We start from the raw sequence: 24246 nt of genomic DNA, 5'->3' as shown, positions 1-24246 counted from the left end.
TATCGGAATGGCGATGCGCGGATCTTCCGCGCTCGCCTTGAGCAGAAAGTTACGTTCATGACGCTTTGGAGCTGGTCGGGTTTCTTCGGATACCTGTTTAATCCCTTCATCCTCGGTGGGGTCTTCACGACCATCTGGCTGACCGTCGTGTCGCTGACGGCGGGTCTTATCCTTGGATTTGTCCTTGCCTTGATGCGGCGATCGCCGTTCCGCTTGGCCAAGACCCTCGCCAAGATCTACATCTGGCTGTTTCGCGGCACGCCGCTGCTCGTCCAGCTTATCGCTCTCTACACGGCGCTGCCGCAGTTCGGCATTCGCTTCACCGTGATCGAGGCGGCCTTGATCGGGCTCGCGCTCAATGAAGCCGCCTATCTTGCGGAAATCATCCGCGCCGGCATCGAGGCTGTCCCGGAAGGGCAGGCCCGCGCCGCCCGGGCACTCGGGATGACGGAACGGCAGATCATGCGCCACATCGTCATGCCGCAAGCCTTCAAAGTGATCATTCCGCCGCTCGGAAACTCCGTCAACGGCTTGCTGAAGACGACTTCCGTGACCTCGGTCATCTCCATGGAGGAGCTTCTGCGGCGCACCCAGGTGCTCATCCAGGAGCACTTCATGGTGCTGGAGCTCTTCGCGGTGGCGGCCATCTACTACCTTCTTCTGACCACGCTCTGGGATTTCGTCCAGAACCATATCGAGAAGCGCTTCGGTCAAGCCACCAACTCCCGGCTTTCCGTCACCGAGAAGCGCTAGAACCAGGATATCTGACATGACTAGGAAGTTTCGCGGTGTCTATACCGTGATGATCACGCCGTTGGACGCGAACGGCGCTTTGGATCTGAAGGCGCTGGCCGCCTTTACCGACTGGCAGGTGCGGGAGGGCATTCATGGCCTCATCCCGCTGGGCTCGACCGGCGAATTCCTGTCGCTGAGCGAAGAGGAACGCGATGGCGTGGCACGGACAGTGATCGAAACCGTCGCCGGTCGTGTCCCGGTGCTGATCGGCACCGGCGCGGAAGATACGCGCGAATGTGTGCGTCTGAGCCAAAAGGCGGAAGCCATGGGTGCGGATGGCGTCATGATCATTCCGCCCTTCTATTCCACGCCAACGGATGACGAACTGGTCCATCACTATCGCACGGTGGCCGAAGCGATCTCCATCCCGATTATGGTCTACAACAACCCGGCAACGGCCAATGTCGATCTAAAGCCGGAGCTGGTGAAGCGTATCGCCGAGATCAAGGGCTGCGACTATATCAAGGAATCCACCCTCGAAGTGACGCGAGTGCGTGATATCATCCGTCTTGCGGGCGACAATATGACCGTCTTTGGCGGCATTCTCGGCTTCGAATCCTTCGTGATGGGGGCGGAAGGCTGGGTCGCCGTTGCTTCGAACGTGGCGCCGGGGCCGATGGTCCGCATTTTCGAGCTCGCTGCCGATGAAAAGAAGACCGATGAAGCACGCGCGCTTTACCTGAAGTGGCTGCCGATCATCCAGGCCGTCGGTGGGCAAGCCTATGTCGCCGGATCGAAGGCGCTGCTGACGCATATGGGTTTTGCCGCCGGCACGCCCCGCCCGCCGCGCCTGCCGCTGCCGCCCGAACAGGACGCCGCCATGAAAAAGCTGGTTTCGGACTTCGGTCTGACATTCAGCGCCTGAGGATCGAGAAATGTCCGCCTCGCATGCCAACCCGCATTCCGGATCGGAACCAGCCGTCGAGTTCTTCGTCGACGGCGTGGCGTTCCATGCCGAGCGTGGGATGACGATCGCGGCGGCGATCGAAGCTAGCGGACGGCATGATTTCTCGCAGGGCCTCAAGGGAGAGGCCCGTGGCCTCTTCTGCGGCATGGGCGCATGTCAGGATTGCCTTGTCACTGTCGACGGCAGGGTCAGCCAGCGTGCCTGCATGACGTCGGTCACGGAAGGAATGCAGGTGCGCCGGCCGGCTTCAAAGCCAGCGCCTACGGCGGACCACGCTGACCTCTGCGAGGTGCCGGCGGAGATCCCCTGTCTCGAGATGGACGTGCTGGTGATCGGCGCCGGGCCAGCTGGCCTGGTGGCTGCCGAGGTCGCAGCGGCAGCCGGAGCGAGCGTAACCTTGGTCGACGAGCGCGCTATTGCCGGCGGGCAGTATTTCAAGCAGCCCTCGACATCGAAGGCGGCTTTGCGTCTCAGCGATGATGAGCAGGCCCGATCAGGCGCCGACCTGATCCGGCGTGCCCGGGCTGCGGGCGTGTCGATGATTGGCGGAACACTCGTCTGGGGCGCGGAGAATGAGGAGGGCGGTCCAAGGATCGCATGCTACGGTCCGCAAGGTGCCTTTTATTGCAAGCCGCGAATGATCGTGATCGCGACGGGAGCCTATGAGCGGCCGCCGGCCGTACCGGGCTGGACACGCCCCGGTGTTATGACGGCAGGTGCTGCGCAAACGCTACTGAGAAGCTACGGCACGGTGCCCAGCGGGCGGATCGTCATTGCCGGCAACGGTCCTCTCAACATTCAGGTCGCCAATGAGATCCGCAAAGCCGGCGGTTCCGTCGTCGCGCTGGTGGAAACCGCTCCGGCGCCGTGGAAGCAACCATTGTCTGCGCTCAAGCTTCTGGCCGCTGACAAGGCGCTTGCAATAGGCGGATTGCGGCAGGTGGCCGCCTTGCGCTCAGCCGGCATTCCGATCCTCTGGGAAAGCCGAGTTGCGTCAATAGACGGGCAAGTCGATGTCGAAACCATCACGGTCACTGGACCGGATGGTGAAATCAGGCTTGAGGCTGATACCGTTCTGATCGGCGGCAACTTTGCGTCCTCAAACGAACTTTCCAGATTGCTCGGTTGCGGTCACGGCGTCATCGATGGCGATCTCGTTGCCACCACCAAGGATGATGGTGAGACGACGCTTGCCCATATCCATGTGGTCGGAGAAGCCGCCCGTTTCGGCGGCGCGCATATCGCCATGGCGCAGGGCCGGCTCGCCGGGACTGCCGTGGCGCGCAAATTGGGATTCGATGTCGCGCCCGATCCGCTCGCTGAACGCAGGCTTGCGCGGCATCGCGCCTTTCAGGCGATGCTTTGGACCGTTTTCAAATCGGCTCGCCCGATTGGCGATAAACTGCCTCCCGATCACACGGTCATCTGTCGTTGCGAGGGCGTCACCTATGGAGCGCTGAGGGCGCTTGGCGAGCACAGCGCCAGGGACATTGCGACGCTCAAGCGGTTGTCGCGTGCCGGGATGGGGCGCTGTCAGAGCCGCTATTGCGGCCACGCCATCGCGGCCGTTGTGGGAGAGAAACGCACCGCCGCAGAGACAGGAGGCTTTCTGGCGCCGCAAATGCCATTGCGGCCGGTGCCGCTGGCAGCACTTGCGGTCGAAAAGCCGGAATGGGGCGGCCACAAGCGAGCGCTTTTGCCCGAAAAGCTGCCGCTGGAAAGCCGTGAACCGTTGCCGCTGTCGCAGACCTCGACGCTGGTCATCGGAGCAGGGATTGCCGGGTTGTCGACCGCCCTTTTTCTCGCCCGCGAAGGCGAAGAGGTCATCGTATTGGAGCGTGCCTTTCCGAATTCGCTGGCCTCGGGTGGCAATGCCGGCAGCTTGCATGCGCAGCTTCTGTCCTTCGATCACGGCGCTCGGGCCGAAGGCGGCGGCAGTGCGGCGGCACAGACGTTGCCTTTGCAGCGCGATTCCATCGCCCTTTGGGCCGCCCTGCAGGATGAGCTCGGCTGCGATTTCGAAATGAAGGTGACGGGTGGCTTGATGGTCGCCGAGACCGAGGCGCATATGCGCTTCCTCGCTGAGAAGGTCGGCGTCGAGCAGCGGGCCGGCATCGATTGCAGGCTGATTGGCCAAGAGGAGTTGCGAGCCCTGGAGCCGGCCCTGTCGCCGGATTTTGTCGGCGCCGCCTATTGCTCGCAGGAAGGCAAGATCAACCCACTGGTCGCCACGCAGCATATTCTCGAAGCGGCACGAGCGAAGGGCGCCCGTATCTTCGAAACATGCGAGGTCCTCGGCATCGTGGCCGGTCCTGCTGGCTTCGACGTCGCCACGTCACGCGGCACGATCCGGGCGAAACGCATCGTCAATGCGGCCGGCGCTTTCTCATCGCGCATCGGATCGATGCTCGGCCTCGATATTCCGGTCTTTGGCGCGCCGTTGCAGATGGTGGTGACGGAAGCCGCCGCGCCGTTGATCTCTTGCCTCGTTGCCCATGCTGACCGTCATCTGACCTTGAAGCAGGCTGCGAACGGCAATTTCATCATCGGCGGCGGCTGGACGGCGGGTCTTGATCCGGTGCATCAGCATCCAAGGCCGCTGCTGTCGAGCCTCGAGGGCAATCTCTGGGTCGCCCAGCATGTGGTTCCGGCGCTGCGCAAACTGCATGTCATTCGTAGCTGGGCGGCGATGAACATCAATATCGACGGGGCGCCGATCCTCGGCGAGCATCCGCAACAGCCCGGCTATTTCAGCGCCGTAACGTCGAACGGCTATACGCTTGGCCCCGTCGTCGGCCAGCTCACCGCCCAGCTTGTCCTTGGCCGCGAAACCGGCAGGGCGCTGCAACCCTTTTCCATCAATCGTTTCGCGAAAGGCCGCTCATGATCGAAATCAGTGGCGTCTCCAAATTCTACGGCAACTACGAAGTCCTGAAGAACTGCTCCGTCAATGTCGATCGCGGCGAGGTCGTCGTGGTTTGCGGCCCGTCCGGCTCCGGCAAATCGACGCTGATCAAATGCGTGAACGGTCTGGAGCCTTTCCAGAAGGGCTCCATCCGCGTCCACGGGATCGAGGTGGGGGACCCGAAGACGGATCTGCCGAACCTGCGCACCCGCATCGGTATGGTCTTCCAGAATTTCGAGCTTTTCGCGCATCTGACCATCATCGACAATCTCATGCTGGCGCAGAAGATCGTGCTTGGGCGCAGCGAGACGGCCGCGAAGACCAAGGCCATGCAGCTTCTCGATCGCGTCGAGCTGGCCGATCACGCTAACAAATATCCGAGCCAGCTTTCCGGCGGTCAGCAGCAGCGCGTCGCCATTGCGCGGGCGCTCGCCATGGACCCGTTGGCGATGCTCTTCGATGAGCCGACCTCGGCACTCGATCCGGAGATGATTTCCGAAGTGCTTGATGTGATGACGGGCCTTGCGAAGGACGGAATGACGATGATGGTCGTCACCCATGAGATGGGCTTTGCCCGCCGCGTCGCCACCCGCTTGATCTTCATCGACCAGGGCGAGATCGTTGAGGACCGCCCGAGCGAGGAATTCTTTGCCGGCAAGCACAATCCGAGGACGGAAGCGTTTCTCGGCAAGATCCTGCAACACTGAGGAAGCGATCCATGTCCGACTTCGATCTCATCATTCAGAATGGCACGGTTGCGACCGCGTCCGACGTGTTCAACGCCGATATCGGCATCAGGAACGGCAAGATCGTCCAGATCGGCGAGAACCTTTCGGGCGGCGCGCGCGTCATCGATGCATCGGGTAAGTACGTGCTACCGGGCGGCATAGACAGCCATGTGCATATCTCGCAGCCATCTGGCGACGGCATCGTCATGGCCGATGATTTCGCCAGCGGCACGCTGTCGGCGGTTTTTGGCGGCAATACGACCCTCATGCCGTTCTGCCTGCAGCAGAAGGACATGTCGCTGCGTGAAGCCCTGACGGCCTATCACAAGCTCGCCGAAGGCGAATGCTACACCGATATCAGTTTCCATCTAATCGTCTCCGACCCGACGGAGGCCGTTCTCGGCCAGGAGATTCCGGCGCTGGTGGCGGATGGCTACACATCGCTGAAGGTCTTCATGACCTACGAAGGCCTGCGGTTGAGCGACGGGGAGATCCTGAGAACGCTCGACGTGGCGCGGCGCACCGGCGCCACCGTCATGGTCCATTGCGAGAACGAAGATGCGATACGATTCCTGATCGAAAAGCACGAGCTGGCCGGCGATGTCGCCCCGCGTGCCCATGCCTCGACGCGTCCGATCGCCGTCGAACGCGAGGCCACGCATCGCGCACTGTCGCTTGCCGAGATCATCGATATCCCGATCGTCATCGTTCACGTTTCGAATGGTGAAGCGATGGAAGAGATCATGCGGGCGCGGGCGCGCGGCATCAAGGTGATCGGCGAAACCTGCCCGCAATATCTGACGCTGACCGCCAAGGATCTCGACGGAATGGACTGGGAAGGCGCCAAATTCGTCTGCTCGCCACCGCCACGCGACGAGGCGGCGCAGGCCGATTGCTGGCGCGGGATTGAGACGGATGTGTTCGAACTCTTTTCCTCGGATCATTGCCCTTTTCGCTACGAGGACGAGCGCGGCAAGCTGAACCCGAAAGGCAGCACCAATTTCCGGCATATTCCGAACGGTATCCCCGGTGTCGAGACGCGCCTTCCCATCCTGTTCTCGCAGGGCGTGATGACGGGCCGCATCGATCTTCCGCGCTTCGTGGCACTGACCTCCACGAACCATGCCAAGACCTACGGCCTCTATCCGCAGAAGGGCACGATCGCCATCGGTGCGGACGCCGATATCGCCATATGGGACCCCGCCATTACCCGTACGATCCGGCACGCGGATCTGCATGACGGTGCCGATTACTCGCCCTATGAAGGGATCGAGATAAATGGCTGGCCGGTCACCACCATCGTCGCCGGCAAGATCATGGTCGATGATGGCGTCCTGACCGGCCCGAAGGGGCATGGCAAATATTGTTCCGCAAAGGTGGGACAGACAAACGACATTAGCAACGCAAGGAAAGACATCCGATGAAATTGAAGATTACCGCCGGCCCCTTTGAATTCGATGCCGTGCTTGAAACCGCAAAAGCTCCGAAGACCTCGGAGGTTTTCCTGAAGCAGATGCCATTCGAAGGAAAGATCGTGCATGTCCGCTGGTCGGGCGAGGGCGTCTGGATTCCGCTCGGCGACCTTGATTTCGGTGTCGGATATGAAAACCACACCAGCCATCCGGCGCCGGGGCATATCATCCTTTATCCGGGCGGTATCAGCGAAACCGAAATCCTGCTTGCCTATGGCGGTGTCGATTTCTCCTCGAAAATGGGCCAGCTTGCCGGCAATCACTTCATCACCGTAACGTCCAATCTCGACAAGCTGCCCGAACTTGGCCGCCTGACCCTGTGGGAAGGCGCGCAGTCGATCCGCTTTGAGACGGCTGAGGGCTGAGGCTCCGCCAGTGAACCACGATCACGGACCATTTCGATGTCCGTGATCGTCTTGCTCGATCTATCCGATCGACATCAGGCTCGCATTCCCGCCCGCTGCTGCTGTGTTGATGGAGGTCGTCACCTCCTCCAGCAGCCAGTTGAGGCAATAGGCATCAGGTCCCTTCGCGATCTCGTCGGACGATGCGCCCTGGACGAGAACCAATGGCCCCGGAAGAGCCGCGATAGCCTGCACCACTGCCTTTGTCCGGTCTGCATTTCCTTCGATCAGCGCTCCCGCAAGGGGACCATCCGCTGCCCAGTCGGTCGACCAGGAGATCCGGTTTGCGACCTTTTCCGGCAGATCGCGAAGTTCGTCCTGAAGCCCTGACAAAGCGTCCACAACGATGGAATTGCCGGTGGCGAGGGCTGCCGCAAGCTGAACGTAGAGGCCGAGCACCGTCTGCGGCACGAGCAACACTTTCCCACGAGGATGCAGTTGGTAAAAGTTCAGCTCGCCGACAGGGCCGGGCAGCTCTATGGCGAGACCCAGCGATGACCCACTGGCGATAGCGCGCGCCCGCTCGGCCGCCTGCGGCACTCCCTTGCCATCGAGCCAGGTCAGGAACTCGCTTGCGGCCTGATCCGTCTTGACGCTGGCATCCCGAAGCGGCTCGGTTGGGGAGGCGACCAGCCGGCGAAGATAGAGGGGGCCGCCGGCCTTCGGCCCGGTGCCGGAAAGGCCGCGCCCGCCAAATGGCTGGACACCCACCACGGCGCCGATGATGTTTCGATTGACGTAGAGATTGCCTGCCTTCACGCGCCCGGTGACATGCGCGATGGTGCCGTCAAGCCGCGTGTGCAGCCCGAAGGTCAGACCGTAGCCCGAGGCATTCACCGCATCTATCAGCTTGTCGAGCTTCTTGCGCTGGTAGCGGATGATGTGCAGCACCGGCCCGAACACTTCCTTCTTGAGATCTGCCAGGTTCTTCAGCTCGATGATCGTCGGGGCGACGAATGTTCCCTTTGCAGCGGCGGGCGGAAGGTCGATCTGCTGTATTTTGCAGCCCAGCTTGTGCATGTTTTCGATATGATCGTCGATGCCCCGCTTGGCGTTGTCATCGATGACCGGGCCGATATCGACAGCCAGCCGATCGGTGCGGCCGACCGACAATTCGCCGAGTGCGCCGCGCAGCATGGTCAAGGTCCGGTCGGCGATCTCCTCCTGCAAGCAGAGGACGCGGAGGGCCGAGCAGCGCTGTCCTGCGCTGTCGAAAGCCGAGGCAATGACATCGCCGACGACCTGTTCGGCAAGCGCCGAGGAGTCGACGATCATGCCGTTCTGGCCACCTGTCTCGGCGATCAGCGGGATCGGTTTGTTGAATTTCGATAGTCTCTCCGCAAGCTGCGCCTGGATGAGCCGGGCCACTTCGGTCGACCCTGTGAACATCACGCCCGATGTCTCCGGCCCGCCCACAAGGGCAGCGCCCGTTCGGCCGCTGCCGGGCACGAACTGGAGCGCCCCGCGCGGAATTCCCGCTTCATGAAGGATGCGAACGCCTTGTGCTGCAATCAGCGGTGTAACGCCGGCCGGCTTGGCGACGACCGGATTGCCGGCGACGAGTGCGGCCGCGATCTGGCCGGTGAAAATCGCCAGCGGAAAATTCCATGGGCTAATGCAGACGATCGGACCGAGCGGGATGCTATCCGGCTTCAACACCTTGCGCGCCTGCTCGGCATAGTAGCGCAGAAAGTCGATGGCTTCCCTGACTTCGCCGATGGCGTTGGCGGCCGATTTTCCGGCTTCCCGCATCACCAGGCCGATCAGCGTTTCCATCTCCGCCTGCATCAGGTCCGCGGCCCGTTCCAGGCAGCTTGCTCTTTCCATCGGGCTGACGGCAGCCCATTCCGGAGCCGCTTCAGCCGCGAGACGCATCACGATGGCCGCATCGTCGGTGCCCAATTCGGTGACATGACCGACAAGATCGGAATGATCGGCGGGATTGAGGACCGGCCGGGTTTCACCGCGTTCGGACCTATCCGCGAGCAGGGGCTTGGCGACCCATTCCATTGCCGCCGATGCGAGCAGGCGCTCAGCAAGGCCTGCGAGCGATGTTTCGTTCGACAGATCGATGCCGGACGAATTCCTGCGGACGTCATGGAAGAGGTCGGCGGGCAGGGCGATCTTGTCATGCTGGGCGCCAACGACTTTCATCGCGCGCACCACTTCGACGGGATCGGCAATCAGGTCGGAGACCGGAACGGCCGGGTCAGCGATCTTGTTGACGAATGAGGAATTGGCGCCGTTTTCAAGCAGGCGCCTGACGAGATAGGCAAGCAGCGTTTCATGCGTGCCGACGGGCGCGTAGATCCGGCAGGGGCGATCGAGATTGTCGTTGCCCACGACTTCCTCGTACAGTGGCTCGCCCATGCCATGCAGGCACTGGAATTCATACTTGCCGACGGAAAAGTCGCTGCCGGCCATCTGATAGATCGTCGCCAGCGTCTGCGCATTATGCGTGGCAAATTGCGGGAAGATCAGATCGGTCGCCGCCAGCAGTTTCTTGGCGCAGGCGATGTAGGAAACGTCGGTATAGACCTTGCGGGTGTAGACCGGGAAGCCATCGAGGCCGTCAAGCTGGGCGCGCTTGATCTCGGCATCCCAATAGGCGCCTTTCACCAGACGCACCATCAGCCGATGGTCGGATCGGCGAGCGAGATCGATGATGAAGTCGAGGACATACGGGCAGCGTTTGCCGTAAGCCTGGACCACAAAGCCCATGCCGTTCCAGCCGGCAAGATCGGGATCGAGGCAAAGCGCCTCCAGAAGATCGAGCGACAGCTCAAGCCGGTCGGCTTCCTCGGCATCAATGTTGAGGCCGATATTGTATCTCTTGGAAAGGACTGCGAGCGCCTTCACCTTCGGCAGCAGTTCGCCCATGACCCTTTCGGTCTGCGAGCGCACATAGCGCGGATGCAGGGCGGAAAGCTTGATGGAAATGCCGGGGCCTTCATAAATGCCGCGGCCGGCCGAAGCCTTGCCGATGGCGTGGATCGCTACCTCATAGTCGCGATAATAGCGCTCGGCGTCGGCCCGCGTCGTCGCGGCTTCGCCCAGCATGTCGTAGGAATAGCGAAAGCCCTTCGCTTCGAGCGTTCGGGCGCGCCGCAGCGCCTCGTCGATTGTCTCGCCGGTAACGAATTGCTCGCCCATCATCCGCATGGCCATGTCGACGCCACGACGAACGACCGGCTCGCCGCAGCGTGCGATCAATCGCGTCAGCGCAGCTGACAGCCCCTTGTCGTTCACGGTCGACGTGAGCTTCCCGGTGACGACCAGTCCCCAGGTGGCGGCGTTGACGAACAGCGAACGGCCGCCGCCGAGATGCGACTTCCAGTCGCCGTCGGCAATCTTGTCCCGGATCAGGGCGTCGCGCGTGGCGGTGTCCGGAATGCGAAGCAGGGCTTCGGCGAGGCACATCAATGCGACGCCTTCCTGGCTCGACAGCGAATATTCATGCACCAGACCCTCGACGCCGGTTCCCTTGTGCTTGGCACGAAGAGCCTCGATCAATATCCGGGCGGTTTCCTTGACGGCATTCCGGCTGGCGTCCGGCAAGGTTGCTGCCTCGAGCAGCGGCGGCAGGCATTCCGTCTCCGGTCGCCGGTAGGCATCGGTAATTGCCCGGCGCAGAGGACCTTGCTCGCGGATGGGCGGCGCGAACTGCGCAAATGGCGGAGCGGGGGGGGACGTCGGCTGATCGGCAAATTTGGCGGTGGCTGTCATGGTAACCTCGAGGTGCAATGGTCTGAAATGCCGATCGCCTGTCAGGCGTCTGTTGCTTGGCTGGAGGGATGCTCCAACTGCTTCGAGAGATTATATCCTAGCCGTAAAGGGCATTCTGCCTTGAATTTACGAAATTGCAGTCATATTGAACTTCAATATCCGAGATTTAAAATAGGATTGCCTATAGAAATGAATAAAACCAGTGAAATAGACCAATTCGACCAGAAGATCCTCGATGCACTCGTGGAAGACGGCCGCATGTCGATCACGGACCTTTCCGAGCGGGTCGGCCTTTCCAAGACGCCCTGCCAGGCAAGATTGAAAAAGCTGATCGACACAGGTTACATCGACGGCTTCAAGGCAATTCTGAACCCCGCCAAGTTCGGTCTCGATCATGTCGCCTTTGCCGAGGTGAAATTGACGGATACGCGCGAGCAGGCTTTGCTCAGCTTCAACAATGCCGTCAAAAAGATCAAGGAAATAGAAGAGTGCCACATGATCGCTGGCCGCTTCGATTATCTTCTCAAGGTCAGGACATCGGATATCCGCCGATACCGGATCGTGCTCGGCGAAAAGATTTCAAGCCTGCCATTCGTGGCAAGCACCTCGACCAATGTCGTCATGCAGGCGGTCAAGGAAAGCTGGTCCTAAAGCGCGGCGATTATCTGTGGGAACACCCTACTTTAATCGAACATACCGGCTTGGCTGCCATCGATCTTGCTTTCGCGGAGTTCTCGCCACGATACAACTATAGTAAGAGAAATTCGCGTTTTGGGAGGATGCGATGGAAAAATTGTCTGCCGATGCCATTGTTGTGGGAGCCGGCCTGTCGGGTCTCGTTGCCGCGACGGAGCTTGCGGATGCCGGCCGCAAGGTGATCGTCGTGGATCAGGAGCCGGAACAGAATTTCGGCGGACAGGCTTTTTGGTCGCTGGGGGGATTGTTTCTCGTCGATTCACCGGAGCAGCGACGGCTCGGCATCAAGGATTCGCGCGATCTCGCATGGCGGGATTGGCAGGGCACGGCAGGATTCGATCGCAACGAGGACTATTGGCCAAGGCGCTGGGCGGAAGCCTATGTCGACTTCGCGGCCGGCGAAAAGCGCAGCTGGCTGCGCGCCATGGGCCATCGCATCTTTCCGATCGTCGGATGGGCGGAGCGTGGCGGGGGCGCTGCGACCTCCCACGGCAATTCCGTTCCGCGTTTTCATATCACATGGGGAACGGGACCCGGCGTCGTCGAACCGTTCGAGCGGCGTGCGCGAGCAGCTGAGGAGAAGGGCCTGATCCGCTTTTTATGGCGGCATCGCGTCGACAGGCTCGTTGTCGTCAATGGCGCAGTCACGGGCGTTTCCGGGGCTATCCTGGAGAGCAGTGATGCAAGTCGTGGCGTCGAAACCTCCCGCGTGGAAGTGGGCGATTTCGAACTGACCGGTGCTGCCGTCGTTGTGGCGTCGGGCGGCATCGGCGGCAATCTCGACCTCGTGCGCCAAAACTGGCCGGAGAGATTGGGTAAGCCGCCGCAGACGATGGTCTCGGGCGTTCCGAAACATGTCGACGGCAGAATGATCGGAATTGCCGAGGAAGCTGGTGGCCGTCTCATCAACAGAGACCGGATGTGGCACTATACCGAAGGCCTCAAGAACTGGGCGCCGATCTGGCCGAACCACGGGATCAGAATTCTCCCCGGCCCATCGTCGATGTGGTTTGACGCCAAAGGCAACAGGCTACCCCAGCCCAACTATCCCGGCTACGACACCCTGACCAGTCTGCAGCACATCATGTCTACCGGCTATGATTATAGCTGGTTCATCCTGAACCAGAGCATCATCCGCAAGGAATTCGCTCTTTCCGGATCCGAGCAGAACCCGGATTTTACCGGCAAGAGTTGGAATCTGGTGATACGCCGGGCCCTCGGCAAGACGGCGCCCGCACCGGTAGAGGCGTTCAAGCAGCACGGCGAGGACTTCGTGGTTGCCAACAACTTGCCGGATCTCGTGGCCGGCATGAACCGCCTTGCGAAATCGGAACTGCTGCAGCTGGAAAAGATAGATCGCGAGATCCGCGCCCGCGATGGACAGATCGCGAACCGCTTTTCCAAGGATGCCCAGATCATGGGCATTTACAATTCCCGCGGCTATCTGGGCGACAAGATCGGGCGCACCGCCAAGCCGCATCCGATCCTGGATCCCGCCCACGGTCCGCTGATCGCGGTACGTCTCAATATTCTCACCCGCAAGACCCTGGGAGGTCTGGAAACCGATCTCGACGCCCGCGTTTTCGATGGTCGCGGCGACATTATTCCCGGCCTTTATGCGGTCGGGGAGGCCGCTGGCTTTGGCGGCGGTGGCATGCACGGCTATCGCGCGCTGGAGGGAACTTTCCTGGGTGGTTGCCTCTTTTCCGGCCGCGCCGCGGGACGCTCCGTTGCCCGGCTTGGGCCTTGAGTTTCGTCCGGCAAGCGATCGCCGCGGCGATCGGATAACTGCTCCAAACGAGGCGATGAGTGAGGTCCGATAATAAAGGCGAGGCGCTCGGAAATATTGAATAATAAGGCAGGATATACATTAATTGTGACGAAACTACTCAAGGTAATTTGATAAATATACGTTCGGAATGCGTATAGATTGGACGGTTTCCGGCTGGCGCCATTGCCAAGCTATCGCGATATTGACATCTCCGTCGCTGTGTCAATCGTCACTCTGAAACGATGATGCTCGACAAGAATGGTTTGTGCAAATCGGGCGGTTTGTACGAACCCGTGTGGGGGATGATACATGTTGATAACGGCTAGTGATGGCCAGACTGATGTCTTGGATGCAGCACTCAGACTAATCTGGAAGGATGTTCATGGATGGGTCGGCGATAGAATTCCGCATATTCTGAAGTTTGTTCGCGAGCTTCACGAGGCCGACAAGGTGGAGGGCGACATTCTCGAGATCGGCGTCCACCATGGTAAGCTATTCTTCCTGCTTGCGGCAGCGTCGAGAGATACCGAGCATTGTGTTGCCGTCGACCTTTTCGAGGATCAGCAAAAGAACCTTGATCATAGCGGCAAGGGCTCACTCACGATTTTCGAGCAGCATCTGCAGAATTTCTTCCCGGAGCTTGAACCGCGTATTACTGCAATTTCGGCTGACAGCATGTCTCTCACCCCGGCAACGGCGCGCGCGCGGCTTGGCACGGAGGGCGTGAGATTGATGTCCGTGGACGGCGGACACACGGTTGCGCATGTCGTCAACGACATGGCGATCGCTCAGGAACTCCTTGTTTCCGGCGGCATTGTGCTTTTGGATGATTTTCTGGGAGTGCACTGGCCGACCGTGACCGAGGGTTTTTACAAATACATGGAGGTCGCCAATCGTCGCTTGGCTCCATTTCTGATCTTTCAGAATAAACTGTTCCTGACGACGTTTTCAGACCAACCAGCAACATTGACTAAGTTGCGGAGTTATCTGGATCGGACCTTGCCGAAGGAAATCCATTCTGGGCGCTGGCGTTACGCAATGGTCGGGGAACACAAAGTTCTCTCTTGCGCGTGAGGCTTGGGCTCCATCGCCACACTTGAAATAACCCCCCGCTTCCGGCACACAGCCCATGGAACGAGGGCGTGGACATGCGGCACATTTATATCGTCGGTATCGGAACGGGAAATCCCGAGCACCTGACGGTGCAGGCGATCAATACACTGAACAAGGTCGACGTCATCTTCATCCCCAGCAAGGGTGCGGCCAAGGCAGAGCTTGCCGAGGTGCGCAGGGAGATTTGCCAGCGCTATGTCACGAAGGAGACCATTCGCGTCGTCGACTATGCCGTGCCGGTGCGCCAGACGACGGATCGCAGCTATGTCCAGAGCGTCGATGATTGGCATGCGGAGCTTTCGGCAACCTATGAGCGGCTGTTCCAGGAGCATATCCCGGAGAACGGCAGTGCCGCCTTCCTGGTCTGGGGCGATCCGAGCCTTTATGACAGCACGATCCGCATCATCGAACGGGTTAGCGCGCGCAAGCGCATTGCCCTCGACTATAGCGTCATTCCTGGCATCACCAGCATCCAGGCGCTGACGGCGAGCCATCGCATTCCGCTCAATCTCGTTGGAAAACCGGTGCAGATCACCACCGGCCGCCGGCTGGCGGAAAGCTTTCCGGGCATGGTCGAAACCGCCGTCGTCATGCTGGACGGCGAGCAGGCCTTCAGCAAGATCGACGATCCCGATGCCTATATCTATTGGGGCGCCTATCTCGGTACCGAAGATGAAATCACCATTGCCGGCCGGCTCGCCGATGTGTCGGATCGTATCGTCGCAACCCGGGCGGAAGCGCGGGCAAGGCATGGCTGGATCATGGATATCTATCTGCTCCGTAAGGGCCAGGACTTCGATGATCAGGCATGAGACGGGGTGAACCGCCAAATTATTTGCCCGCCGATGCGGATTATGTCAGGACATGACCTTCATAAGGGTTGTCTCATGGCGGTGGCCGACAGGTACAGGATGGAAAGGCACGACGTCGCCTCACGACAGGCGGCCGATACCCTTGCCTGTGCTCCGGATGCACCGTCGATGGCCCGTGGCGCCTGCCCATCGCTCAGCGCCCCCATGGTGACCGGCGACGGGTTGCTTGTGCGCCTGCGCCCGACAATGCCGGGCCTGACCATCGCACAATTTCGTGCACTCGCCGAGGCGGCTGCGAACCATGGCAACGGACTGATCGAGATCACGGCGCGCGGCAATCTTCAACTGCGCGGCATGACTGCCGACAGCATGGCCGGTCTCGCGGCGGACATCGATCGTGCCGGTATTGTGCCGGAGAGTGGTGTTGCCATCGAGGTCCCGCCGCTCAGCGGGCTGGACCCGCTGGAGGTCGCCGATGCGCGAGACATGGCCATGCGGCTTCGTCAGGCGATCGCAGCGCTCGATCCTCAACCAGTATTGGCTCCCAAGCTAACCATCATCATTGATGGCGGCGGGAGACTGACGCTGGATGCGATGTCGGCGGATATAAGGTTGACGGCCACAAGAGCTGACGGCGATTTTATCGCATGGAGCCTCGCAGTAGGCGGAACGGCGCAGACAGCGAAGGTTCTTGCATCTCTGTCTGCTGAGCAATCCGTAACGACAGTTATCGAGCTCCTGAAAACGCTGGCACGTCTTGGGCCGAACGCACGCGGCCGCGATCTCGACGCGGCCAGCCTGCGGGCGAGGTTCCCTTCGATGCCTAATCGTGCATCTAGCATCGCCGCCCATCATGTTTCGCCGATCGGCATTCATCATCTCCGCGACAACAGCCTTGTTCTTGGTCTCCGCCCATCCTTCGGACAGATCCATGCCAGAGATATTCTGGACTTCCTCGACATTGCTGAAGTTGCCGGAGCGAATGAAATACGGACCGCGCCGGAGCATGCCCTGCTGGTGCTAGGCCTTGATGGCCGAGCGGCTCAGGATATTCAGCTGATAGCGACCAAGCATGGCTTTCGAACGCGCGCGGATGATCCGTCGAACCAAATAGACGTCTGTTCCGGGGCGGGCGCCTGTGCTTCCGCCTTCTATCCCACGAAATTGGCGGCTGCGGATGTGCTCGACAAGGCACCGGATTTGCTCGACGGGTCGCTGACCGTGCATCTCTCCGGCTGCCGCAAAGGCTGCGCCCATCCGGGCAAGGCAGCACTCACCATTGTCGGTGCGCCAACGGGCTACGGGATTGTCGTAAATGGGTCGGCATCGAGCGAGCCCGTGGCCTACATCGGAAAACAAGAGCTGAAATCGGTACTCGCGCGGATGAACCGGCTGGTACGGAATAATAGAGGTGCTGGCGAATCGGCGGAGGACTGTCTTACACGGCTTGGCGCCGATGCGGTCGTTACAGCACTACGACAGGGGTAGGAATGCCAGACTATGATTATATCCGCGAGGGGAATGCGATCTACGAGCGCTCCTTCGCGATTATCCGCAGCGAGGCTGATCTGTCGCGCTTTTCAGAAGCGGAGGCTGATGTCGCCGTTCGCATGATCCATGCCTGCGGCCTGGTCGAGGCATCCGAGCAGTTCGTCTTCTCAGCCGATTTCGTCGCCGCCGCACGCGGAGCCCTCTCGCGTGGCGCGCCGATCTTCTGCGATGCCGAGATGGTTGCACACGGCGTCACCCGCGCTCGCTTGCCGGCGGCCAACGAGGTGATCTGCACGCTGCATGATCCGCGCACGCCGGAGCTGGCGAAGACGACCGGTAACACCCGCTCGGCTGCCGCGATGCATCTTTGGGGCGATCGTCTGGCCGGCTCCGTCGTCGCCATCGGCAACGCGCCGACGGCGCTGTTCCACCTGCTTGAAATGCTGCGCGACGGCGCGCCGAAGCCGGCTGCCATCATCGGTATGCCTGTCGGCTTCGTAGGCGCTGCGGAATCCAAGGACGCGCTGGCTGAAAATTCCTATGGCGTTCCCTATGCCATCGTCCGTGGCCGGCTTGGCGGCAGCGCTATTACCGCGGCCGCCCTCAATGCATTGGCGAGGCCCGGCCTATGAACGCGCATTCCACCGGCCGGCTGATCGGCGTCGGCACCGGCCCCGGCGATCCGGATCTCTTGACCGTCAAGGCTGTGAAGGCATTGGAGGCGGCTGATGTCGTCGCCTATTTCGCCAAGCAGGGGCGGAGCGGCAATGGCCGCGCGATCGTCGAGGATCTGCTGCGAGCAGACGTGACACTGCTGCCGCTCTACTATCCCGTGACGACGGAAATCGGCAAGGACACGCCGGAATACAATCGCCAGATCACCACTTTCTACGATGCCTCGGCCGAAATCGTTGCGGCGCATCTGAGGGACGGGAAAACCGTCGCGGTGCTCAGCGAGGGCGACCCGCTTTTCTATGGCTCCTACATGCATCTGCATGTGCGTCTTGCTGATCGTTTTCCGACGGAAGTCATTCCGGGCGTGACGGCCATGTCCGGCTGCTGGTCGCTCGCCGGGCTGCCGATGGTGCAGGGAGACGACGTGCTTTCCGTGCTTCCGGGCACGATGGCTGAAGGCGAACTGGCCCGCCGTCTTGGCGATACCCAGGCGGCCGTCATCATGAAGGTTGGCCGTAACTTGCCGAAAATCCGTCGTGCGCTCGAGACGGCTGGACGGCTCGATGAGGCCATCTATGTCGAGCGTGGCACGATGATGAACGGCGCGATGACGCCGCTTGCCAGCCGAGCGGATATCGAAGCCCCCTATTTCTCGCTGATCCTCGTTCCTGGTTGGGAAGGAAAGCCATGAGCGGGCGTCTGTCGATCATCGGAACAGGTCCCGGCAATCCGGAGCAGATGACGCCGGAGGCGCTGGCCGCTGCGAGTGATGCGACCGAATTCTTCGGCTATGGCCCCTATCTCGATCGCCTGTCGCTGCGCGCGGATCAGATCCGCCATGCCTCCGACAATCGCGAAGAGCTGGATCGCGCCAAGGCAGCGCTTGAGCGGGCCGCGGCCGGGGCCGATGTCTGCGTCGTCTCCGGCGGCGATCCCGGTGTTTTTGCCATGGCAGCGGCAGTGTGTGAGGCGATCGACAATGGGCCGGACGCGTGGCGCGATGTCGATCTCGTCGTCGTGCCGGGCATTACCGCCATGCTCGCCGTTGCCGCGCGCATTGGCGCGCCGCTGGGACACGATTTCTGTGCTATATCGCTGTCCGACAATTTGAAGCCCTGGGCTATCATCGAAAATAGGCTTCGCTCGGTCGCACAGGCGGGACTGGTGATCGCTCTTTACAATCCGATCAGCAAGGCACGCCCCTGGCAGCTTGGCAAGGCTTTCGAGATATTGCGCGAGGTGTTGCCGGCTGCAACGCCCGTCATCTTCGGCCGCGCCGCCGGGCGACCGGATGAGCGCATCGCGGTTGCGAGATTGGCGGCGGCCGAGGCGTCATATGCCGATATGGCGACCTGCGTGATCATCGGCTCGGCCGAGACGCGCGTCATCGCTCGTGACGGAAAGCCCGATCTGGTCTATACGCCGCGCTTCATCAAAGAAGAGGCGAGATGATCGATATGGTTCAGCGCAGCCTCGACAGTTTCGACAGCCGGCAAGCCGGTGGCCTGCGCGCGCTCGACCATGATCACCTCGATACCCAATTGCCGCGCAGCCTCGATCTTCGCATAGGTGGCATCGCCACCGCTGTTCTTGGCGACAACCGCATCGATGCGGTATTCCCGCAGCATCGCCAGTTCGTCTTCCAGGCGGAACGGACCCTTGGCGTGGATATAGGTAACATCAGGCGCTGTCAGAACCGGCTCGACCGGATCGACGCTGCGCACCCAATAATGATGAATGGGCGCGGCATTGGCATGATGGGCCTCTTGCCGGCCGATCGCCAGGAAGACGCGGCGGGGAGAAGGACCGAGCGCCGCAATCGCCTCGGCAACGCTTCGCACCGGGTGCCAGCGATCGCCCTCGACCGGCAACCAGTCGGGTCGACGGAGCGAGAAGGCAGCAATGCCGCTGCGACCGGCGGCATCGACGGCATTGGCGGAAATGCGGGCGGCGAAGGGATGGGTTGCGTCGATCAGCAGATCGATGGCCTCATCCTTCAAGTAGCGGGCGAGACCCTCGGCACCGCCGAAGCCGCCGGTGCGAACGGGAACCGGCTGCGGAGCCGGATCGGCGGTTCGCCCCGCCAGCGACAGGATGACATCGAGATCGGCGCGAGATGCCAGCGCCTGCGCCAGCCGGCGAGCTTCCGTCGTGCCACCCAAGATCAGAATGCGGGTTCCGCCCATGTCTGAGATACCTTCCGCTCAACGCTGGCTCACTCTTATCGGCATCGGCGAAGACGGTCCAGCCGGGCTTGGCGACGAAGCCAAGCGGCTGATTGCATCGGCTCGCGTCGTCTTTGGCGGTGCGCGGCATATCGACCTCATGCGGCCTTTGATCAAGGGCGAGGCGCATGCCTGGCTGAGCCCCTTCGAAAAATCGGTCGAGGCAGTGCTGGCCTTGCGCGGAAAGCCGACCGTCATCCTCGCCTCTGGCGATCCCTTTTTCTACGGCGTCGGCGCGACACTTTCGCGACATATCCCCGTCTCGGAAATGACAGTCATCCCGGCAGCGTCTTCTTTCAGCCTTGCCGCCTCGCGTCTAGGTTGGCCGTTGCAGGATGTCACTATCCTCTCGCTGCATGGTCGACCGCTCGACCTTATCCGTCCGCATCTGCATACGGGCCGCAAGATCTTGGCCCTGACCTCAGATGGGCAGGGACCGGCGGATCTTGCGTACCTGCTGCAGCAAAACGGGTTCGGTCAATCGAAGCTGACGGTTCTTGAAGCTCTGGGCGGTCCGAGTGAGCGTGTGTCTACGCAGAAAGCTGCAGATTTCGCGCTTTCCGACATCAATGATTTGAACGTTTGCGGCATCGATGTCGTCACCAGTGACGGCGCGCGCATCCTGCCGCTCGCCACCGGGCTTGACGACCGACTGTTTGAGCATGATGGCCAGATCACCAAGCGGGAAATCCGGGCGATGACCCTCTCGGCGCTTGCGCCGCGTCGGGGTGAATTGCTCTGGGATATTGGTGCTGGCTCGGGCTCGATCGCCATCGAATGGATGCTCGCCGATCCCTCGATGCGCGCCATCGCCATCGAAACCTCCAGCGACCGTGCCGCCCGCGTCCGCCACAATGCAGCAAGCTTCGGTGTGCCGGGGCTTTCCGTCGTTGAGGGACAGGCGCCGCATGCGCTTGCCGGATTGCCCACGCCTGATGCGATCTTCATTGGCGGCGGCGGCAGCAACGCCGGCGTCATGGAAGCGGCCATTGGCGGCTTGAGGAAGGGTGGGCGGCTCGTCGCCAATGCGGTGACGACCGAGATGGAGGCGATCCTGCTTGCCGAACATGCCCGGCGCGGCGGCTCGCTGATCCGCATAGATATCGCCCGCGCCGCACCCATCGGCAGCATGACCGGTTGGCGGCCGGCTATGCCGGTGACGCAGTGGTCCTGGGTCAAAGAATGAGAAATGAGGGAACGGAATGACGGTGCATTTCATCGGAGCAGGACCGGGTGCGGCTGACCTGATCACCGTGCGTGGCAGGGATCTGATCGGCAAGTGCCCGGTCTGCCTCTATGCCGGCTCGATCGTTTCGCCGGAGCTTCTGCAATATTGCCCGCCCGGCGCCCGCATCGTCGACACCGCGCCGATGTCTCTGGACGAGATCGAGGCTGAATATCTAAAAGCGGTGGCATCCGGCCAAGATGTTGCGCGCCTGCATTCCGGCGATCTCTCTGTCTGGAGCGCTGTCGCCGAGCAGATCCGCCGTCTGGAAAAACACGACATCCCCTACACGCTGACCCCCGGCGTTCCCGCCTTTGCGGCAGCGGCGTCTGCGCTCGGGCGTGAGCTGACCATCCCCGCCGTTGCGCAAAGTCTTGTTCTCACGCGGGTTTCCGGCCGGGCCTCGCCGATGCCGAACAATGAAACGCTGGAAAAATTCGGCGCTACGGGTTCGACGCTTGCCATTCACCTGGCGATCCATGCGTTGGGGCAGGTGGTCGAGGAGTTGACGCCGATTTATGGCGCGGATTGCCCGGTCGCGATCGTCGTCAAGGCCTCCTGGCCGGACGAGCGTATCCTGCGCGGCACGCTCGCCACGATCGAGGCCAAGGTCGCTGCCGAGCCGATCGAGCGCACTGCACTGATCTTCGTCGGCCCGTCGCTCACCGTCGACGATTTCCGAGAAAGCTCGCTCTACGATCCCGCCTATCAACGCCGCTTTCGGGGCAGGGAATGACAGGCAGCGGATGCCGTTGCAATTCCTGCTAAAATTTTCTCTAGTCGGCGTATTCGCAAAAGGGGAAAGAGATGCAGCGCATCACCATTACCATCGATGACGATCTTCTCGAGACGATCGACAAGATCAGTGAGCAGCGCGGCTATGCCAGCCGCTCGGAAACGCTGCGCGATCTTGTACGCGACGCCGTCACCCGCGAACAGGCAGCCGTCGACAGCGAAACGAAATGCTACGCCACGCTTACCTATGTCTACGAACACGAGACCCGCGATCTCTCGCGCCGCCTGACGACAACGCAGCATCATCACCATGACCTTTCGGTTTCGACACTGCACGTCCATGTCGACGGGCACGATTGCCTTGAGGTCTCCGTGTTGAAGGGTACGGTCGGCGAAATCAAGTCCTTCGCCGATAGCGTAGTGACCCAGCGCGGCGTGCGTTTCGGGAATTTGCATCTCATCCCGTCGGAACATGGCCCACATGATCATGGGCCACATTCACACGATTGATTGGCGAGATCCGATCGGACTCTCGCGTCGCTGCCATCAGACCTGCGCGGACAAATACGCCATACTTTGCCTCAGCGCGTCCACAGGCTCCTTCAGCGCATGCACGTCTGCTGCGAAGGGCTCGAAGGAGAAGGGGCCGGCATAACCGGCGGACAGCAGCGCCCGTATCTGGCCGGCATTGTCGAGACGGTCATTGGCATCGACCAGGACGCGGTGTGCATCAAGCATGTCGGAAACGGAGACGGCGGGATCGCTGACACCGGAGATATGCACCAGGCCGGTGAGCTCGGGGAAAGTGGCCGTTTCGCCGGCAAGGTGATGATGGAAAGTGTCGTGGACGAGACGGAAGGTGGATTGGGCGCCGAGGGATTTGATTGCGGCGGCGGCTTCCGTCTTCGAGCTTAGCGAGCAGATTTCGAAACCGAGCGGCTCGACCAGGCCGATGATCCCGGCTTCATCCAGCATCGGCTTCAGCGCTGTCAATGCTGTCAGGAGGTTCCGCTGACGGGCCTCCGGCTCACGACCGCTGCCGTCATTGACGGGAACGAGCACCAGCGCCTTGGCGCCGCAATCGTGTGCGTAGCCGATAAGTTCGGCCGCTTCCTGGGCGCGGACCTCATTCCACTCGTTGAAGCGCTGCAGCGCGTTGATCGAAATGATCGTCAAGCCATACTGTGCCGCAAGCGCCTTGACGGCCGCCGCCGGCGTGCCGTCGATGATCACGTTGCCGGCGAGGTCATTGCGGATTTCGACGCTGTCGATACCGAGGCTTTTCGCCGCGGAGAAGAAGGCTTCAAGGGACAGAGATGGCGCGCACATGTGATTGAGCGCGAAGCGAATGGAACTCATGCGGGTATTCCTCCTCGTCGGCCGGCGGGACATTTGCTCGGCCGTACATGCCACAGATGACTACCCAGAATCGCGCGGCCGATCTATCGCCGAGCGCGAGCATCGGCCATCATTGATGATAGAAATATCCGTGCAATGAGGAGATTCCATCATTTTCGGCTAGATGTTTTCCGAGATGAAAATGTCGAAGGGCAGGAAGGATTGCCCCGGCATGGCCGCCTCGCCGCGCTCGATAGCGCCGATCATCAGGCTAAACAGCTCTTTGCAGAGCGAGGGGAGTGGCGTACCGATCACCATGGTGACGACATCATCCGCAAGCGCCGCCTTCGATTCCGGCGTCAGTTCGTTGACGACGACGACCAGCTTACCGGCAAGCCCTTCCTCACGGATGGCGGAAATCGCGCCCTCCATGCCGCCTCCGCAAACATAGAAACCGATGAGATCGGGATGTTTCTGCAAGAGATTCAGTGTTGCCTCATGGGTGATTTCTGCGGTGTCGAGATTGATCAGCGTATCCAGCACCTCGAAATCAGGCGCATTCTCTCGAAAATAGGAGCGAAAGCCGATCTCGCGCAGTTCATGGCCGTGAAAGCGATGGCTGCCGACAAAACAGGCGACCTTGCCTGGGCGATCCGCCGACTTGGCGATGGTCCAGGCTGCCGTGCGCCCGACTTTGCGATTGTCGACGCCGATATAGGTTTCGCGCACGCCCGTCGCGAAGTCGGATAGGAGCGAAAAGACGGGAATCCCCTTTTCCTTCAGTTCCTCGATTGCGGTGGTTACCGCTGGATAATCGGGTGCGACAAGCGCAACGGCCTGGGTCCGCGCAGCTATGGCTTTCAGCTTCTCGACGATCGCCGTCGGTGTGGATGCAGCGACAAAATCGACCTGCGCATGGATGCGTGCGGTGGCGACTGTCTGTGTCGTCGCCGTAATCTCTTTGGCGAAGGCCTGATAGAAAGGCTGCGACGGTTTTTGCAGCAGGAAGCCCAGCCGGTATTGCGGCAGGTCCTCGAAAACGCGCTGCCGTAGCAGGCCCACCGCATGATAGCCGATCGATTGTGCAGCCTCATAGACGCGCCGGGCCGTTTCCTCTCGGACGCGATGCCGCCCGTTGAGTACGCGATCGATCGTCGCGACGCTCACACCGGATGCTTTTGCGAGGTCGGAGATGGTGGGGCGGCGCATATCGGCTCCTGAGGTGTTC

General features: G+C 61.1%; 21 protein-coding genes. 17 read left to right on the top strand and 4 right to left on the bottom strand.

What is annotated here, in order from left to right:
* The first annotated feature begins 57 nt into the window (after positions 1-57).
* From RRH01S_RS23980 to RRH01S_RS23955, 6 genes are read left to right on the top strand one after another with little or no spacing between them, the layout of a single operon-like run.
* Positions 58-753, top strand: coding sequence for an amino acid ABC transporter permease (locus RRH01S_RS23980; RefSeq protein WP_015917887.1), 696 nt, complete (start codon positions 58-60; stop codon positions 751-753).
* A 16-nt stretch (positions 754-769) separates the two neighbouring features.
* Positions 770-1660: a 4-hydroxy-tetrahydrodipicolinate synthase gene (gene dapA, locus RRH01S_RS23975; RefSeq protein ID WP_037219762.1), complete on the top strand. Its 891-nt coding sequence runs from the start codon at positions 770-772 to the stop codon at positions 1658-1660.
* Positions 1661-1670: 10 nt separating this feature from the next.
* Positions 1671-4589: an FAD-dependent oxidoreductase gene (locus RRH01S_RS23970; RefSeq protein ID WP_037219764.1), complete on the top strand. Its 2919-nt coding sequence runs from the start codon at positions 1671-1673 to the stop codon at positions 4587-4589.
* Positions 4586-5314, top strand: coding sequence for an amino acid ABC transporter ATP-binding protein (locus tag RRH01S_RS23965; RefSeq protein WP_042474467.1), 729 nt, complete (start codon positions 4586-4588; stop codon positions 5312-5314). The genes RRH01S_RS23970 and RRH01S_RS23965 overlap by 4 nt, the downstream gene beginning before the upstream one ends.
* A gap of 11 nt (positions 5315-5325) precedes the next feature.
* A complete protein-coding gene (gene hydA, locus RRH01S_RS23960) occupies positions 5326-6759 on the top strand; it encodes a dihydropyrimidinase (RefSeq protein WP_037219769.1) in 1434 nt (477 codons plus the stop codon).
* Positions 6756-7172, top strand: coding sequence for a DUF3830 family protein (locus tag RRH01S_RS23955; RefSeq protein WP_034515954.1), 417 nt, complete (start codon positions 6756-6758; stop codon positions 7170-7172). Before hydA ends, RRH01S_RS23955 begins: the two co-directional genes overlap by 4 nt.
* Positions 7173-7232: 60 nt before the next feature.
* On the opposite strand, the gene putA is transcribed toward RRH01S_RS23955, so the two are convergent.
* The gene (gene putA, locus RRH01S_RS23950; protein WP_034515955.1) at positions 7233-10937 is read right to left on the bottom strand and encodes a trifunctional transcriptional regulator/proline dehydrogenase/L-glutamate gamma-semialdehyde dehydrogenase; all 3705 of its coding nucleotides are present in this window, start codon (positions 10935-10937) and stop codon (positions 7233-7235) included.
* 189 nt (positions 10938-11126) lie between these two features.
* On the opposite strand from putA, the gene RRH01S_RS23945 reads away from it, so the two are divergent.
* From RRH01S_RS23945 to RRH01S_RS23910, 8 genes are all read left to right on the top strand, one after another.
* On the top strand, positions 11127-11588 hold the full coding sequence (locus tag RRH01S_RS23945) for an Lrp/AsnC family transcriptional regulator (protein ID WP_034515956.1): 462 nt from the start codon (positions 11127-11129) through the stop codon (positions 11586-11588).
* Between the two features lie 133 nt (positions 11589-11721).
* On the top strand, positions 11722-13383 hold the full coding sequence (locus RRH01S_RS23940) for an FAD-binding dehydrogenase (protein WP_034515957.1): 1662 nt from the start codon (positions 11722-11724) through the stop codon (positions 13381-13383).
* A 330-nt stretch (positions 13384-13713) separates the two neighbouring features.
* Positions 13714-14478, top strand: coding sequence for a class I SAM-dependent methyltransferase (locus RRH01S_RS23935; protein WP_015917878.1), 765 nt, complete (start codon positions 13714-13716; stop codon positions 14476-14478).
* Between the two features lie 74 nt (positions 14479-14552).
* Positions 14553-15329 carry a precorrin-6A synthase (deacetylating) gene (gene cobF / locus RRH01S_RS23930; RefSeq protein WP_034515958.1) on the top strand — a complete coding sequence of 259 codons (777 nt, stop codon included), beginning with the start codon at positions 14553-14555 and terminating at the stop codon, positions 15327-15329.
* 168 nt (positions 15330-15497) lie between these two features.
* A complete protein-coding gene (gene cobG / locus RRH01S_RS23925) occupies positions 15498-16817 on the top strand; it encodes a precorrin-3B synthase (protein WP_042474463.1) in 1320 nt (439 codons plus the stop codon).
* A 2-nt stretch (positions 16818-16819) separates the two neighbouring features.
* Positions 16820-17452, top strand: a complete 633-nt coding sequence (locus RRH01S_RS23920) for a precorrin-8X methylmutase (protein WP_042474461.1) — start codon at positions 16820-16822, stop codon at positions 17450-17452.
* Positions 17449-18186 carry a precorrin-2 C(20)-methyltransferase gene (locus RRH01S_RS23915; protein WP_034515960.1) on the top strand — a complete coding sequence of 246 codons (738 nt, stop codon included), beginning with the start codon at positions 17449-17451 and terminating at the stop codon, positions 18184-18186. The genes RRH01S_RS23920 and RRH01S_RS23915 overlap by 4 nt, the downstream gene beginning before the upstream one ends.
* Entirely contained in the window at positions 18183-18947 is a 765-nt protein-coding gene (locus tag RRH01S_RS23910) for a precorrin-3B C(17)-methyltransferase (RefSeq protein ID WP_042474456.1), read from the top strand. Before RRH01S_RS23915 ends, RRH01S_RS23910 begins: the two co-directional genes overlap by 4 nt.
* Here the strand turns inward: RRH01S_RS23910 and RRH01S_RS23905 are convergent.
* Complete coding sequence (locus RRH01S_RS23905; RefSeq protein ID WP_034515962.1) at positions 18911-19681, bottom strand: cobalt-precorrin-6A reductase; 771 nt, start codon at positions 19679-19681, stop codon at positions 18911-18913. The two genes, RRH01S_RS23910 and RRH01S_RS23905, sit on opposite strands and share 37 nt — an antisense overlap.
* Between RRH01S_RS23905 and RRH01S_RS23900 the strand changes: the two genes are divergently transcribed.
* The 3 genes from RRH01S_RS23900 to nikR all read left to right on the top strand — a co-directional run bounded on the left by RRH01S_RS23900 (position 19680) and on the right by nikR (position 22190).
* Positions 19680-20906, top strand: coding sequence for a bifunctional cobalt-precorrin-7 (C(5))-methyltransferase/cobalt-precorrin-6B (C(15))-methyltransferase (locus RRH01S_RS23900; protein WP_042474452.1), 1227 nt, complete (start codon positions 19680-19682; stop codon positions 20904-20906). The two genes, RRH01S_RS23905 and RRH01S_RS23900, sit on opposite strands and share 2 nt — an antisense overlap.
* Positions 20907-20922: 16 nt before the next feature.
* Positions 20923-21681, top strand: coding sequence for a precorrin-4 C(11)-methyltransferase (gene cobM / locus RRH01S_RS23895; protein ID WP_042474447.1), 759 nt, complete (start codon positions 20923-20925; stop codon positions 21679-21681).
* 71 nt (positions 21682-21752) lie between these two features.
* Complete coding sequence (nikR, locus tag RRH01S_RS23890) at positions 21753-22190, top strand: nickel-responsive transcriptional regulator NikR (RefSeq protein ID WP_007695061.1); 438 nt, start codon at positions 21753-21755, stop codon at positions 22188-22190.
* Positions 22191-22226: 36 nt separating this feature from the next.
* Here nikR and RRH01S_RS23885 read toward each other — a convergent pair whose 3' ends face one another.
* Together RRH01S_RS23885 and RRH01S_RS23880 are read right to left on the bottom strand one after the other, a co-directional pair.
* Positions 22227-23039 carry a TIM barrel protein gene (locus RRH01S_RS23885; RefSeq protein ID WP_042474444.1) on the bottom strand — a complete coding sequence of 271 codons (813 nt, stop codon included), beginning with the start codon at positions 23037-23039 and terminating at the stop codon, positions 22227-22229.
* Between the two features lie 159 nt (positions 23040-23198).
* A complete protein-coding gene (locus RRH01S_RS23880; RefSeq protein ID WP_042474442.1) occupies positions 23199-24227 on the bottom strand; it encodes a LacI family DNA-binding transcriptional regulator in 1029 nt (342 codons plus the stop codon).
* Positions 24228-24246: the final 19 nt, after the last annotated feature.

The organism is Rhizobium rhizogenes NBRC 13257 (assembly GCF_000696095.1).
In the GTDB taxonomy this organism is placed as follows: domain Bacteria; phylum Pseudomonadota; class Alphaproteobacteria; order Rhizobiales; family Rhizobiaceae; genus Rhizobium; species Rhizobium rhizogenes.
The sequence above is the reverse complement of the archived record's forward strand: the minus strand, read 5'-3'. Positions and strand labels throughout refer to the sequence as shown.

Bases quoted from the DNA above. Each gene is read 5' to 3' on its own strand.
- RRH01S_RS23980 (WP_015917887.1), top strand. From the start codon at position 58: ATGACGCTTTGGAGCTGGTCGGGTTTCTTCGGATACCTGTTTAATCCC.
- dapA (WP_037219762.1), top strand. From the start codon at position 770: ATGACTAGGAAGTTTCGCGGTGTCTATACCGTGATGATCACGCCGTTG.
- RRH01S_RS23970 (WP_037219764.1), top strand. From the start codon at position 1,671: ATGTCCGCCTCGCATGCCAACCCGCATTCCGGATCGGAACCAGCCGTC.
- RRH01S_RS23965 (WP_042474467.1), top strand. From the start codon at position 4,586: ATGATCGAAATCAGTGGCGTCTCCAAATTCTACGGCAACTACGAAGTC.
- hydA (WP_037219769.1), top strand. From the start codon at position 5,326: ATGTCCGACTTCGATCTCATCATTCAGAATGGCACGGTTGCGACCGCG.
- RRH01S_RS23955 (WP_034515954.1), top strand. From the start codon at position 6,756: ATGAAATTGAAGATTACCGCCGGCCCCTTTGAATTCGATGCCGTGCTT.
- putA (WP_034515955.1), bottom strand. From the start codon at position 10,937: ATGACAGCCACCGCCAAATTTGCCGATCAGCCGACGTCCCCCCCCGCT.
- RRH01S_RS23945 (WP_034515956.1), top strand. From the start codon at position 11,127: ATGAATAAAACCAGTGAAATAGACCAATTCGACCAGAAGATCCTCGAT.
- RRH01S_RS23940 (WP_034515957.1), top strand. From the start codon at position 11,722: ATGGAAAAATTGTCTGCCGATGCCATTGTTGTGGGAGCCGGCCTGTCG.
- RRH01S_RS23935 (WP_015917878.1), top strand. From the start codon at position 13,714: ATGTTGATAACGGCTAGTGATGGCCAGACTGATGTCTTGGATGCAGCA.
- cobF (WP_034515958.1), top strand. From the start codon at position 14,553: ATGCGGCACATTTATATCGTCGGTATCGGAACGGGAAATCCCGAGCAC.
- cobG (WP_042474463.1), top strand. From the start codon at position 15,498: ATGGCCCGTGGCGCCTGCCCATCGCTCAGCGCCCCCATGGTGACCGGC.
- RRH01S_RS23920 (WP_042474461.1), top strand. From the start codon at position 16,820: ATGCCAGACTATGATTATATCCGCGAGGGGAATGCGATCTACGAGCGC.
- RRH01S_RS23915 (WP_034515960.1), top strand. From the start codon at position 17,449: ATGAACGCGCATTCCACCGGCCGGCTGATCGGCGTCGGCACCGGCCCC.
- RRH01S_RS23910 (WP_042474456.1), top strand. From the start codon at position 18,183: ATGAGCGGGCGTCTGTCGATCATCGGAACAGGTCCCGGCAATCCGGAG.
- RRH01S_RS23900 (WP_042474452.1), top strand. From the start codon at position 19,680: ATGTCTGAGATACCTTCCGCTCAACGCTGGCTCACTCTTATCGGCATC.
- RRH01S_RS23905 (WP_034515962.1), bottom strand. From the start codon at position 19,681: ATGGGCGGAACCCGCATTCTGATCTTGGGTGGCACGACGGAAGCTCGC.
- cobM (WP_042474447.1), top strand. From the start codon at position 20,923: ATGACGGTGCATTTCATCGGAGCAGGACCGGGTGCGGCTGACCTGATC.
- nikR (WP_007695061.1), top strand. From the start codon at position 21,753: ATGCAGCGCATCACCATTACCATCGATGACGATCTTCTCGAGACGATC.
- RRH01S_RS23885 (WP_042474444.1), bottom strand. From the start codon at position 23,039: ATGAGTTCCATTCGCTTCGCGCTCAATCACATGTGCGCGCCATCTCTG.
- RRH01S_RS23880 (WP_042474442.1), bottom strand. From the start codon at position 24,227: ATGCGCCGCCCCACCATCTCCGACCTCGCAAAAGCATCCGGTGTGAGC.